The sequence below is a fragment of the Pseudomonas sp. G34 genome (genome assembly GCF_031119625.1).
In the GTDB taxonomy this organism is placed as follows: domain Bacteria; phylum Pseudomonadota; class Gammaproteobacteria; order Pseudomonadales; family Pseudomonadaceae; genus Aquipseudomonas.
Map to the genome: position 1 here is coordinate 1 of NZ_JAVHZV010000019.1, position 12,270 is coordinate 12,270.

Below are 12,270 nucleotides of genomic sequence, written 5' to 3' on the forward strand. Positions count from 1 at the left end.
GCGCGGGTAGAAGGGGGTGGTTTCCTTCTGCGGGGTTTCCTGCACCAGGCCGTACAGCTCGGAGGTCGAGGCCTGGTAGAAACGGGTTTTCTTTTCCAGGCCCAGCAGGCGGATGGCCTCGAGGATGCGCAGGGTACCCATGGCATCGACGTCGGCGGTGTATTCCGGAGCTTCGAAGCTGACCGCCACGTGGGATTGCGCGCCGAGGTTGTAGACCTCGTCAGGCTGCACTTCCTGGATGATGCGGGTCAGGTTCGACGAGTCGTTGAGATCGCCGTAGTGGAGGATGAAGTTCTGGTTGTCGACATGTGGATCCTGGTAGATGTGATCCACACGCTGGGTGTTGAAGGACGACGCGCGGCGTTTGATGCCATGCACCTGGTAACCCTTTTCCAGCAGGAACTCGGCGAGGTACGAACCGTCCTGACCTGTGATACCGGTGATGAGAGCTTTTTTCTGTTCCATTGCAATACCTGCGATGTCCAATTGATTAGAGAGCTGTAGCCAAATTGCTGCGCGCGGTCGGTGGATCAGGCGCGCTTGAGCAGCATTTGCAGACGTTCCATGACGCCGAGAAAAATGATCCGTACCGACGGAAACTTGTAAAAGAAACGGTAGATGTCGTATTCCGCCTTCTGCCGCGATTTGCTGTCGCTGATAAGGTCGGCGGTGTCGATCAGGGCTAGGCCCTCACCTTCGATGTTGTGCAGGATGCTCAGTTCCATGGGCTTCATGGAAAGGGCGAAATTGTGCAGCCCACGGGCGTTGGTACGGGTCAATTGCAGGCCTTTGCAGGTCTTGCTGCCGTACAGGTTGACGGTGAAGTCGTAGTCGGCGAGCACGGGATTGCGGCGCTTGATGCACGCCGGCAGCAGTTCGCAATAGGCGTCGTAGACCGCCAGGCTGTCCTCGCGGCGCGGGAATTTGTAGTCCACCGCCTTCTGCTGGATCGGCACCTGGAAGCGCGACGAGGCGATGTTGAAGTGCTGGCCCGGGTCACCGAAGTTGGTGGTCAGCGAGCGGAACGGGTACACGAAGTACAGATCCTTCGAGATGATGTACGCGGTGTACAGCTTGAGCCACGAGGACTCCGGCCAGCCGCGGATGTCCGCCGGGATACCGTCGATATGGCTGATGTCGGTGCCGTTGCTTTCCAGCCACTGGCGGAAGCCCTGCCAGTGCCGGCGCGACCAGGCCTGGCCCCAGGAGGCGGCCATCTGGATGAAGTGCACGTGGGAATCGCCATCGTCGACCGGCATGAAGGGCAGGTCGACGGTCTGGCTGAACTGCACGCTGTAGAGGCTGATACCGGCCACGCCGGCGTCGTCCGCATAGGCCTGCAGGGCCTTGCTGGTGTAGTCGTAGAAGAACGGCGATACGAACAGGTCGTCCTCGAGGATGATCACGTCGCCGTACTGCTCGGTCAGGTCACCACAGCTCAGCACGTGCTGGCGCAGGCCGAGGCGTTGCGGGTGGGCGATGATGCGCTTCTCGCCGTGGGGCCAGTCGAACGCTTCGGCGACCTTGCGCGGCTCCGGGTTGCCGGAGTTGTCGAGGCTGATCACCAGGCGCACGTTGCCTTCGGGGTACTGCGCCGCGATCAACGAGCCCAGCAAACGGCTGAGGCTCTTGGGGCGGTTGTAGCCGATGACGACGATGGTGGGTAATTGTTCGGTCATGGGATCGAAACCGGTCTCTTCAAAAAAGGGTTGAGCCAATCACGGCTGGCACCCCACGCCGCCCCGAGCGCGCACCGCGTCGCACGCCTGAGCACAAGCTAGGCGGCTGGCAGTGGCAGACGGGGAGTGCGGCGCTATGGCCCAAGGCATGTCTGCTTGGGCCAAGGGGGTGTGGGTGATGACGTCCATGTCAGCGTTGGCTCAGCCGTTGACTTGTTTACGGCCAATGCCGTAGTAGTCGAAGCCTTCGCGGCTCACCTGGCCGAGGTCGTACTGGTTGCGGCCGTCGATGATCACCGGCTGCTTGAGCAGCTTCTTCAGGGCCTTGAAGTCGGGGCGACGGAACGGCTTCCACTCGGTGACCAGCACCAGGGCGTCGGCATCGATGGCGGCTTCGTACTGGCCGTCGACGATCTGCAGGCGACCTTCCTTGAGCCAGTGCTCGGGGAACTCGCGCGCTGCGGTTTCACGGGCGATCGGGTCGAAGGCTTTGACCTTGGCGCCGGCGTTGATCAGGCTGTTGATCAGCACCACGCTGGGGGCTTCGCGCATGTCGTCGGTGCCCGGCTTGAACGCCAGGCCCCAGACGGCGAAGGTGCGGCCCTTGAGGTCGCCTTCGAAGTGCGCGGCCAGCTTGTTGAACAGCGACTGCTTCTGCTGGTCGTTGCGGGCTTCGACGGCCTGCAGCAGCTTGGGCTCGAAGTCGTTCTGGTGGGCGATGCTGATCAACGCCTTGACGTCTTTCGGGAAGCACGAGCCGCCGTAGCCGCAGCCGGCGTAGATGAAGTGGTAGCCGATGCGCTGGTCGGAGCCGATACCCAGGCGCACGTTCTCGATGTCCACGTCGAGGCGGTCACACAGGCTGGCGATCTCGTTCATGAAGGAGATCTTGGTGGCCAGCATGGCGTTGGCCGCGTACTTGGTCATTTCCGCATCACGCACGCCCATGAACTTGATGCGCGGGTTGTTGCGGATGAACGGTGCGTACAGCTCGCTCATCACCTGGCGGGCGCGCTCGCTGTCGGTGCCGATGATGATTCGGTCCGGGTGCATGAAGTCGTCGACCGCAGCGCCTTCCTTGAGGAATTCCGGGTTGGAGACCACGTCGAAGCTGATGTCCTTGCCGCGCAGCTCGAGCTGCTCGAGGATCTCGGCGCGCACCAGGTCGGCGGTACCCACCGGCACGGTGGACTTGTTGATCACGGTGGTGTGGCGGGTCATCAGGCTGCCGATCTGGCGGGCCACTTCCAGCACGTAGCGCAGGTCGGCCGAGCCGTCCTCGCCGGGCGGCGTGCCGACGGCGATGAAGATGATGTCCGATTGCTCCATCGCTTCCGGCAGTGCGGTGGTGAACAGCAGGCGACCGGCCTCGAAGTTCTCTTCCACCACGGTCTCCAGACCCGGCTCGTAAATCGGCAGGATGCCTTTCTTGAGGTTCTCGATCTTTTTCGGATCGACATCCACGCAGACAACCGTGTTGCCCATCTCGGCGATGCAGGCGCCGGTGACGAGGCCGACGTAGCCGGTTCCAACGACAGTGATATTCATGGATAAACTTTCCTTGAGTGAGCGTTAATCGTTACGTGCGCCAAAGTGGGCGCGTTCAATAAATGTCGCGCGAGAACAGGGTGAAGGGCGTCTTCACCAGGATCTTGATGTCCAGCCACAGGGACCAGTTGTTGATGTAGGCCAGGTCCTTCTCCACGCGCTGCTGCATTTTTTCCAGGGTTTCGGTTTCACCACGATGACCGGTCACCTGGGCCAGGCCGGTGATACCCGGCTTGAGGCGGTGACGGGCCATGTAGGCGAGGATCTTGTCGCTGTAGTAGTTGTTGTGGGCCACGGCGTGCGGGCGCGGGCCCACCAGGGACATCTCGCCGCGCAGCACGTTGATCAACTGCGGCAGCTCGTCGATCGAGGTGCGGCGCAGGAAGCGGCCGACCGGGGTGATGCGCGGGTCTTCACGGGTCGCCTGCTTGACGACCTTGTCGTCGTGCATGCGCATCGAGCGGAATTTCCACACCAGGATCACCCCGCCGTTCCAGCCATGACGCGGCTGCAGGAAGAACACCGGGCCGGGCGAGGAGAGCTTCACGGCGATGGCCGCGGCGATGAACACCGGGCTCAGGGCCACCAGCGCCAGGAAGGCCAGGGTGCGATCCATCAGCTCCTTGCTGAATACCGCAGCCGGGTGCGAGCTGATCGGGCTTTCGTTGAGGTAGATGGCCGGCAGCTGCTCGATCTGCGAGATCGACTGGTTGAGCAGCGGCATGCTGCCGAAGTCCGGCACCCAGACCACGTCGACGCTCATGTCCAGCAGGTCGATGTAGAGCTTCTCGATGTGCGAGATCTCGTCCAGGGTCAGGGCGATGTACACGCGGCGCACGCCATGTTGCTCGGTGACTTCGCGCAGCTCCTGCAGCTTGCCGAGAATCGGGAAGCGGCCGTCCTGGGTTTGCGCATCGTCGCTGGAAGCGATCAGGCCAACCAGTGGCACACGGTTCGAGGCGCTCAGGCGCTCGGCCAGCTCGTGGGCCTTCTCACCGGAGCCGATGATCAGCGAGACGCGCTCGTTGCGCAGCTTCTCCGAATGCAGGCGGGCGAAGTAGCGCAGCGGGATGAAGGCGATGGCCTGGGCCAGGAAGCCCAGCAGCGCCCATTCACGCATGATCTCGAAGGAGAAGCGCTCCAGGCTCTGGCTGAAGTAGGCGATGAACAGCAGGCCGGCGAGCAGGGTCAGCCAGCCGCCCAACAGGTGGCCCAGGCCGGTCAGGTAGCCGAGGCGCTTGTGGTACACGCGCAGCAGACCGTAGGCCGGTACCGAACCCAGCACCGTGAGGACGATCAGCAGGCGGTACTCGGTGGGTACGTCACCGTAGCGCTGGACGACCAGGTAGCAGAGCAGCATGCTGACCAGAGTAATGGCGCAGGTCCATTGACCCCAGAACGTGAGTCCCCTGCGGTTTTCGGCAGGATTGATCCGTTTGGAAATCATTTGCGGCGATCCTCGTGCAAATCTTCGATGAAGTAAGTGGCCTCCGGAAAATGCACGAGAGGCGACATGTCCTTGTTTGACGCGGTGGCGGGCGTGCCCAGGGTCGTGCAGCGCATCAGCGCCTGCTGAAAGGGTTGCGCCCTGAAACTGAACTCTCGACGCATGGTTTTCCAACCTCCAACAAATACGAATCCTGCGGCCTGAACCGACAGGCACGCGTTAATCAGGCAGTCAACTAAGCGAAATGCTGGTGTGCGATGCGCCAGGGCGTGTCGATGACCAGACGTTCGGCCTCTCTCTCGCCCAGGATCCGGGCGGCTTGCAGGAGACCTTCTTGTAATAGGGGAGGGCGGTGATCCAGGTTGTGGGCATCAGTCGCCATAATGCTGACCACACGATTGCTCAGCAGTTCGTGAGCCAGGTGCATTGCCCGTTCGCCAAAACGACCAGCGGCAGAGGCGGCCGTCACCTGCAGCAGGCAGCCCTGTTCGATGAACGGCTTGAGCTTGCTCGGGTTGTTCATCAGCGCCTTGTTGCGCTCCGGGTGCGCGATCAGCGGCACCACGCCCTTGTCCAGCAGCCATTGGGTCAGGCGTTCGGCGCCAAACGGCATTTCCCCGTGGGGAAATTCCAGCAGCAACACCTTCTTGCCTTCCCACTGGCCGAGAAACGGAATACTGCCATCCAGCACGCGGGTCATCAGCTCGCCGCAAAAACGCACCTCGGCGGCAGCGGCGACCTTCAGGTCGATGCCGGCCTCCTGCAGCGCGGCGTTGAAGCGGCTGCAGGTCGCGGCGATGCTCTTGCTGTCGTTGTCGTAACGGCCGATATGGATGTGCGGCGTGCAGACCACGTGGCTGATGCCGTTGGCTACCGCCAGGCGGGCCATGTCCAGCGCGGTCGGCAGGTCTGCCGGGCCGTCGTCGATGCCCGGCAACAGGTGATTGTGCAGATCGATCATCGGGCACCTCCTGCTGTCATGCGCTGGTTGTCGGTCATGGTGGCGATCAGGCCTTGCGGTCGCTGTAGCCGTAGTGGTCGTAGTAGCCGCTGTAGTCGCCGGAGCGCGCCGCCTTTTCCACGTCCACCTGGTTGAGCACCACGCCCATCACCGAGGCACCGCTCTGCAGCAGGTGGCCGACGCCACGCTGGGCCATCGGGATGGAGGTGCCGTCGGCCTTGACCACGTAGATCACCGAGTCGGCGAAGGTGGACAGCAGCACGGCATCGCTCACCGCCTGGCTGGGTGGCGAATCGATGATGATGTGGTCGTAACGCTCCTTGATCATCTCCAGGAACTTGGCGAAGCGCGGCGAGGCCAGCAGCTCCAGCGGGTTTGGCGGTACCGCGCCGGCCGGCAGCATGTCCAGGTTGGTGCCCATGTTGTGGATGCACTCCTCGACCTTGGCGCTGCCGGTGATCAGGTTGGCCAGGCCGGGGGTGCCGACCGGGAAGTCGAAGCTCTTGGCCAGGGTCGGGCGGCGCAGGTCGGCGTCGATCAGCAGCACGCGCTGCAGCTGGCTGAGGGCGAACGCCATGTTGGCCACCAGGGTGCTCTTGCCTTCGCCGGGCGACGACGAGGTGACCACCAGAACCTTCTGCGGGCGCGAGGTGTCGGCCAGCATCAGGCTGGTTCGAATGGTGCGGATCGACTCGCAGAAGCGCGCGTCCTCGCCATGCTCGAACAGGTGCGCGGCGGTGTACTTGGCGTTGTTGGCGATCAGCGGAACGATGCCCAGTACCGGCAGGTTCAGCTTGGTCTCGACGTCGTCGGCGCTCTTGAAGGTGTTGTTGAGGAAGTCGCGAACGATGGCCAGGGCCATGGCGAATACCAGGGCAAGACCGGCGGCCAGGACGATCAGCAGCTTCTGGTTCGGCGCGGCCGGCTGCAGCGGGGCAATGGCCTGGTCGATGATGCGTGCGTTGCTGGAGTTGACGTCCTGGGTCGCTGCGGTTTCGCGCAGGCGGGTCATGAAGGTGTCGTACAGCGAGCGGTTGCTTTCCACGTCGCGGGTCAGCTCACGCACCTTGAATTCCTTGCGCGAGATGTCCTGGATCTGCTCCTTGTTCTTGTCGAACGAAGCGTTCAGCGAGTTCTCGTTGGCCACGGCCAGCTGGTAGTTGCGCTCGATGCTGGCGACCACCTGCTCGACCTGGGCACGCAGGCTTGCCGAGGCAGCACTGAGGTCGGACTTGGCAGCGAGCATGGCCGGGTGACGATCACCGTAGCGGCGCGACAGCTCCTCGACCTTGGCGCGGGCGCGGGCTTCTTCGGACTTGAACTGCTGGATCAGCGGGTTGCCAAGCACGGCCGGCACGCTGGCCAGGCGGCGCCAGTCGCCACTGCCCATGGACTGCACCTGACGGTACTGGCTTTCGGCCTCGGCGCGCTGGCGACGGGCGTCGATCATGCGGTCGCCGGTCAGCGACAGTTCGTTGTTGCTGATGGTCGCCACGCCGTTGACGTCCACCAGGCCTTCGGCCTCGCGGTAGGCCTGCAGGCGGTTCTCGGCTTCCTGCAGCGAGCTGCGCAGCTCGGTGAGGCGGGTGTTCATCCAGGTGGTGGCCTGCAGCGACATTTCCATCTGTGCGTCGAGCTGGCTGTCGATGTAGTTGCTGGCGATGGAGTTGGCGATGGCCGCGGCGGTCAGGCGGTCCGGCAGGTCGACGGAGATGTTGACCAGCTGGCTCTTGCCTTCGACCCAGACGTTGGTGCGGTCCATCAGGTTCTTGACCACGATGTCCATCAGCTCGGCTTCGCTCATCGGCTCGGACGGCTTGGGCTCGTCCACCAGGCCGGTGTACGACAGCACGCTCTGCACGCCGCGCACGATGCCACCGAAATTGATCAGCGGTTGCGGCTGCTGGCGCGGGTCGAAATCCGGGTGTTCGGTGAGGTTGAGCTCACGCACCACCTTCTCGGCCACTACACGGCTCTTGACCAGGCCGAGCTGGGTCTGCAGGTATTCGTTGACCGCACCGGTGGTGTCGGTGACCTGCTGGAAGGACACCAGCTGGGTGCCCTTGGTCTCGATCATCACCGTGGCCACGGCGCGGTAGATCGGCGTCATGCGGGAAACGGCAACCGCGGTGATCAGGGTGACCACCACGACGAACAGGACGATGGCCCACTTGCGCATCCATACGGCATTCCAGATGCGCCGCAGGTCGATGTAATCGCTATCTGCTTCCGAGGGCGAGGGCTGCCACTGTCGGATCGTTCGTGCAGGACTGTTCATATTCAGAAGAACCCTTGATCGATGGTGATGGTGTCACCCGGCTTGACGAGGGTGTCGAGCGTGGCTTTTTCCGAGGCGCGGGATTCACCGCTGCCGCGTGCGATGGTGATACGTTTGGTCGAAGCGCGTTCGGTCAGGCCGCCAGCCAGTGCGATGGCACGGTCCAGGGTCAGGCCGGGCTGATAGGGGTAGCCGCCGGGGGCTTTCACTTCGCCGCTGATGTAGAACTCGCGGTAGGTGGTGACGGCGACCGAGACACGTGGGTCGACCAGATAGCCGTCAGCCTTCAGGCGCTCGGTGATGATGCGTTCGATGTCGGCTGCGGTCTTGTCTTTGGCCTCGATCGCGCCCAGGAACGGGTAGGAGAAGGTGCCAGCATCGTTGAGGCGGATTTCCTCGAAGGACAGATCCGGCTCGCCGAACACACTGATCTTGATCACGTCGCCAGAGCTCAGTCGATACTGCGGGTTGGCCTGTGCGCCAGCTGCGAATGCGAGCATCAGCAGCAGCGAGAAGGCTTTGAACAGATGGTGGACTGACATCCGCATACTCCTTGTAGTTGCTAGTTCATCAGGCGCTGGGAAAAGGGCGCCCGCCGCTCGCCTGCTAGGGCAAACGGGAAAGGGTTGATAGGGGTGGTGACGACAGCGTCGTCACCCTGCTGAGGAGCCCGGGTGCTAGAGGCTCAAGCTCAGCGACAGCTGATAGATGTTCCGGTCATAGGATTTTTCCCGCACGCTCGAATCATTGTCGGTGTGGCGGTAACCCAGCGATACATCAGCCCAGCGCAGCGGCGAGTAGGTCAACTCCAGGCCATAGCCGGTACGGTCGTCCTTGCGCTCGGTTGCCTTGTAGTCACGCTCGGAGTAGCGGTAGAACAGCTCCGAACTGATGAAGGCCGACCATTCGTGCTCCCAACCCAGGCGCGTGGTGGTGTCCTGAACGGTACTGGCACCATCTTCGCCTTCGTCGAAAGAACGACGCGTGTCGAGTTTGACGGTGGAGTAGGTGCGCGGTTCCCAAGCTACACCCACTTCCCACATCGGGCTGGTGTAGTCCTCGCGGCTGTTGCTGTCGAAATTCTTGCGCTGGGCGCCCAGGCGCACGGTGCCGGAGGTTTTGGCGGTGGCATCCCAGGTGGCGCCGAACAACAGGGCGTCATCGGTGCTGTCGCGGTCGCTCTCGCTGAGCACGTATTGGTTGACGGTATGGCGCACCTCGACCAGGGAGCGTGTGCTGCCACCCAGGCGGTGGTACCAGACGGAGTTCAAGGTAGTGCTGTCGCGGTCCTGGTCATCGTTCAGGCCACCGCTGTTGCGATAGCGGATGGACTCGTAGTTGACACCAAGGTCGATCTGGTTGAGCCCGGTCTGGGTGCCGTAGGTGTACACGGCGCCAGCCACGCCGCGGTCGTACTTGTCGTTCTCGTTATCGTCCGGGTCGGCCAGGTCGGTGGTTTCCTCGACACGGTGGTAGCCCAGATTCCAGCGCAGGCGGTTGCGCGAGTTGAATTCCATGATGCTGCGAAACCGCAGATGCTGATCGGTATGGCTGGCCTTGTCGTCGGAATGGTAGTTCTGGTCGTCGATTTCGTATTCGAGCTGGTAGCCGGTGTTGCGGGTTTCGGCGCTGAGCAGGAATTTAGGGTTGATGCTGGTCACCCAGGAGGATCTGGCCTTGTTGAGGCCGCGGTAGTTGCTGTCGTAGCTTTCACCGACGTCCAGGGTTGGCGTGAACTCGAACCCAGCCAGGTCGATGTGTTGTGGGTCGGTTGCCCAGCTGGCTGTAGACAGCGTACCTGCTAATGAAGCCGTCAGTATTCTGGTGAGTTTCATGGTGCCAAATCCCTTCCCGGGGTCTATCGCTTGATTATGGAGAGCCGTTCGGCATTGCGACGAAAGGGAGCTGGCATGGGGATGTCAGTTACCTATCGCATTGACTTGCGGCCATTTTTCATGAGTCATTGGTTGTCGGCTCCGGTAAGAAGTTCCCCGTTGGCCGCGAAAGTCGTGACCCTCAGCACCATAAAAAAACACTGAACTTTTTCCTGCATGTTATTGGCGCATCCTGCGGCAGGACGCTGCATGGCGGTGCGACCATGGATCGGCTATCCAGGCGACTCGGCTTGCTAGAGCGCTCGCGTCGATGATTGCCACCGGCGCCAGGCGCCGTATTGGTCAGGCAGACATTAAGGTGAATGCATGACAGGCAGATTAATACGCGCTGCAGTTATATAACTAACAGCAATGCTCGCAGCAATGTTCGTGCCGGCTTTTTAATGAGCAATTGCTTGAAGTTTCCTGAGCTGGAAAACACGCTTGGCTATCGGCGTAATATTGGCGGCAGTTTTCCGCTGCCGCCGTCGTTATATAAGTTGCCAATTACATGGGTGGGCAGATTCCTGTTGCCGCCACGGCCAACGAATGAAGGTGACTCACTCGGCGCATGGCCCGAGCCCATGGGCCTGTAGCCATTGCCAGATGATGGCTGCAGCGAGCGACCTGGAGCAGGTTTGAGTAGTTGGGCGAATGGGTAGGCACGGCGCTTGATCACGGATAATGCGTTCAAACGCCCTGATGGCTTTTCAATAGTGCATGGCGGTGCTTCTTATATATAGGAAGAAGTTCCGTCTCTGCTGGCCAACTGGTATCAGGCGATAAGCTTGAGAGAGGCATAACGACATCATGGCCTTATAATGGCCACCGCCACGCCGAGAGGGAAGTTGCAGATAGCGGCAGGCCGTTAATCAAGTAACGGCCTGCCGTTGAATAACCGTTTACCGATGCGTGGCCATCATGTTTTCGCGATGACCTGCGGATTGGCCAGCACGCAGCGCTCGCCAGCGAAGAACGCGCGCACATTGGCGAAGGCGTCACCGAAATACAGTTCATAGCCTTCGCGCTCGACATACCCCAGATGGGGCGTGCACAGCACCCCAGGGTGTTGCAGAAGCGGGTGATTGGGGTCGACCAGAGGCTCCTGCTCGAATACGTCCAGCGCCGCGAAGCCAGGCCGGCCCTCGTTCAAGGCCGCGAGCAGCGCCCCCGGCGCGATCAGTTCGGCGCGGCTGGTATTGACCAGCAGGGCGCTGGGTTTCATCAGCGCCAGATCGGCGGCGGTCACCAGGTGACGGGTGCTCGGTGCCAGGCGCAGGTGCAGGCTGAGCACATCGGTTTCGGCGAAAAACGCCTCGCGCGACGCAGCGGCCTGATGGCCATCGGCAAGGGCAGCCTGGCGTGAAGTTTCGCTGCCCCACACCAGCACCGGCATCTCGAAGGCCTGGGCGTAACGGGCCAGGCGCTGGCCGATCTTGCCGTAACCCCAGATGCCCAGGGTCTGCCCGGCCAGACGCTGGCCGAGGTTGACCTGCCAGCGGCCCGCGTACATCGCCTGCATCGCCGGGAACAGCTGACGCCGGGCATTGATGATCAACGCCCAGGTCAGTTCGGCTGGCGCAATCGGCGAGCCACGACCTTCCATCACCGCCACGCCGTGGCGGGTGCAGGCGTCGACATCCAGGTGGCTGGAGACCTTGCCGGTCTGGCTGATCAGCTTGAGGTTCGGCAGGCGGCTCAGCAGTGTTTCATCGATGCGGGTGCGTTCGCGGGTCAGCACCAGGGCGTCGGCGTCGGCGAAACGCTCGGCGAGTACCTGCACGTCGTCCACGGCATCGTGATAGAGGCTGACCTGGTGACCGTTCAGGGTGGCGTAGCAGTCGAGCGTGCGAATGACGTTCTGGTAGTCATCGGGAATGACGATGTGCATGGCGGCTCCAAAAACGCTCCAGGCTCCAGGGGGAGCCTGACTCGGTGAAGTATCAGCTGGCACTCGGTGCCGCTGCCTTGCGGCGGGCGCGGCAGATACGCCAGATGGGCAAGGCTATCATCAATGCCACCAGCGCCCATACCGCCAGGCTGATCGAGCTGCTCCACAGGATGCCCAGCTCGCCATTGGAGATCGACAGGGCGCGGCGCAGGTTCTGCTCCATCATGCCGCCGAGGATGAACCCCAGCAGGACGGCGGACAGCGGAAAGTCCATCTTGCGCAGGATGTAGCCGGCCACCCCGATACCGATCATCAGGAACAGGTCGAACGCCGTGGCGTGCACCGCGTAGACGCCGATCGAGGTGATGATGGCAATGGCCGGCACCAGGGCCCAGTACGGCACGGCAAGGATCTTGGTGAACACCTTGATCATCGGCACGTTGATGATGATCAACATGATGTTGGCCACGAACAGCGAGGCGATCAGGCCCCAGACGATGTCCGGTTGGTCGCGGAACAGCAGCGGGCCGGGGGTGATGTTGTAGAGCGTCAGAGCGCCGAGCATCACCGCGGTGGTGCCGGAACCGGGAAC

11 protein-coding genes are annotated in these 12,270 nt (G+C 62.2%); all 11 read right to left on the reverse strand.

Going from position 1 to position 12,270, the window contains the following annotated elements; all coding sequences use genetic code 11:
- The coding region (locus QYS36_RS13525) for a GDP-mannose 4,6-dehydratase (protein ID WP_308839974.1) at positions 1–465 on the reverse strand (465 nt) is incomplete at its 3' end.
- 65 nt (positions 466–530) lie between these two features.
- Positions 531–1,679, reverse strand: coding sequence for a hypothetical protein (locus QYS36_RS13530; protein WP_308839975.1), 1,149 nt, complete (start codon positions 1,677–1,679; stop codon positions 531–533).
- 201 nt (positions 1,680–1,880) lie between these two features.
- On the reverse strand, positions 1,881–3,227 hold the full coding sequence (locus QYS36_RS13535; protein ID WP_308839976.1) for a UDP-glucose/GDP-mannose dehydrogenase family protein: 1,347 nt from the start codon (positions 3,225–3,227) through the stop codon (positions 1,881–1,883).
- Between the two features lie 55 nt (positions 3,228–3,282).
- Positions 3,283–4,674 (reverse strand): undecaprenyl-phosphate glucose phosphotransferase, encoded by a 1,392-nt coding sequence (locus QYS36_RS13540; protein WP_111461603.1) that lies wholly within the window; start codon positions 4,672–4,674, stop codon positions 3,283–3,285.
- Positions 4,671–4,838, reverse strand: coding sequence for a hypothetical protein (locus tag QYS36_RS13545; protein ID WP_308839977.1), 168 nt, complete (start codon positions 4,836–4,838; stop codon positions 4,671–4,673). Before QYS36_RS13545 ends, QYS36_RS13540 begins: the two co-directional genes overlap by 4 nt.
- Positions 4,839–4,909: 71 nt before the next feature.
- Positions 4,910–5,635 (reverse strand): CpsB/CapC family capsule biosynthesis tyrosine phosphatase, encoded by a 726-nt coding sequence (locus tag QYS36_RS13550; protein ID WP_308839978.1) that lies wholly within the window; start codon positions 5,633–5,635, stop codon positions 4,910–4,912.
- 46 nt (positions 5,636–5,681) lie between these two features.
- Positions 5,682–7,913 (reverse strand): polysaccharide biosynthesis tyrosine autokinase, encoded by a 2,232-nt coding sequence (locus tag QYS36_RS13555; protein ID WP_308839979.1) that lies wholly within the window; start codon positions 7,911–7,913, stop codon positions 5,682–5,684.
- A 2-nt stretch (positions 7,914–7,915) separates the two neighbouring features.
- The gene (locus QYS36_RS13560) at positions 7,916–8,455 is read right to left on the reverse strand and encodes a polysaccharide biosynthesis/export family protein (RefSeq protein WP_308839980.1); all 540 of its coding nucleotides are present in this window, start codon (positions 8,453–8,455) and stop codon (positions 7,916–7,918) included.
- 135 nt (positions 8,456–8,590) lie between these two features.
- Positions 8,591–9,748: an outer membrane beta-barrel protein gene (locus tag QYS36_RS13565; RefSeq protein ID WP_308839981.1), complete on the reverse strand. Its 1,158-nt coding sequence runs from the start codon at positions 9,746–9,748 to the stop codon at positions 8,591–8,593.
- A gap of 958 nt (positions 9,749–10,706) precedes the next feature.
- The gene (locus QYS36_RS13570) at positions 10,707–11,678 is read right to left on the reverse strand and encodes a D-2-hydroxyacid dehydrogenase family protein (RefSeq protein WP_308839982.1); all 972 of its coding nucleotides are present in this window, start codon (positions 11,676–11,678) and stop codon (positions 10,707–10,709) included.
- A gap of 52 nt (positions 11,679–11,730) precedes the next feature.
- Positions 11,731–12,270 (reverse strand): tripartite tricarboxylate transporter permease (locus QYS36_RS13575; RefSeq protein WP_308839983.1); only part of this gene is annotated, 540 nt, incomplete at its 5' end.